The organism is Xenorhabdus vietnamensis, assembly GCF_002127535.1.
In the GTDB taxonomy this organism is placed as follows: domain Bacteria; phylum Pseudomonadota; class Gammaproteobacteria; order Enterobacterales; family Enterobacteriaceae; genus Xenorhabdus; species Xenorhabdus vietnamensis.
Genome location: NZ_MUBJ01000096.1, coordinates 1 through 1,117 on the forward strand (window position 1 = coordinate 1; position 1,117 = coordinate 1,117).

General features: G+C 50.5%; 1 protein-coding gene. It reads right to left on the reverse strand.

The features are described 5' to 3' along the window. Positions 1 to 1,117 (reverse strand): elongation factor Tu (gene tuf, locus Xvie_RS20335; RefSeq protein WP_086110886.1); only part of this gene is annotated, 1,117 nt, incomplete at both ends.

Here is a 1,117-nt window from a genome sequence, read left to right on the forward strand (position 1 = left end):
AGACCGTCGTCCATTGCGATTGGAGCAATCAGGGTAACTTTCATGTTGATGTTGTCACCTGGCATGACCATCTCTACGCCTTCTGGCAGTTCGATAGTACCGGTTACGTCAGTTGTACGGAAGTAGAACTGTGGACGGTAACCTTTGAAGAATGGAGTATGACGGCCACCTTCATCTTTGCTCAGGATATAAACTTCAGATTCGAACTGAGTGTGTGGGTGGATAGACGCTGGTTTCGCCAGAACCTGACCACGCTCAACGTCATCACGCTTAGTACCACGCAGCAGAACACCAACGTTCTCACCTGCACGGCCTTCGTCCAGCAGTTTGCGGAACATTTCAACGCCAGTACAAGTCGTTTTAGTGGTTTCTTTGATACCAACGATTTCAACTTCGTCACCCACTTTAACGATACCGCGCTCTACACGACCGGTTACAACGGTACCACGGCCGGAGATGGAGAATACGTCTTCGATTGGCAGCAGGAATGGCTTATCAATGTCACGCTCTGGTTCTGGGATGTAGGAATCCAGCGCGTCTGCCAGTTCAATGATCTTCGCTTCCCACTCAGCTTCGCCTTCCAGTGCTTTCAGTGCAGAACCACGGATAATTGGAGTGTCGTCACCTGGGAAATCGTACTGAGACAGCAGCTCACGCACTTCCATTTCTACCAGTTCCAGCAGCTCTTCATCATCAACCATGTCACATTTGTTCAGGAATACGATGATGTATGGAACGCCTACCTGGCGACCCAGCAGGATGTGCTCACGAGTCTGTGGCATTGGGCCATCAGTTGCAGCAACAACCAGGATCGCGCCGTCCATCTGAGCAGCACCAGTGATCATGTTTTTCACATAGTCGGCGTGGCCTGGGCAGTCGACGTGTGCGTAGTGACGAGTTGGAGTATCGTACTCTACGTGAGAAGTAGAGATGGTGATACCACGCGCTTTTTCTTCTGGTGCGTTATCGATTTGATCGAATGCACGAGCGCTACCGCCGTAAGTTTTCGCCAGAACGGTGGTGATTGCAGCAGTCAGGGTAGTTTTACCGTGGTCAACGTGGCCGATAGTACCAACGTTAACGTGCGGTTTTGAACGTTCAAACTTTTCTTTAGACA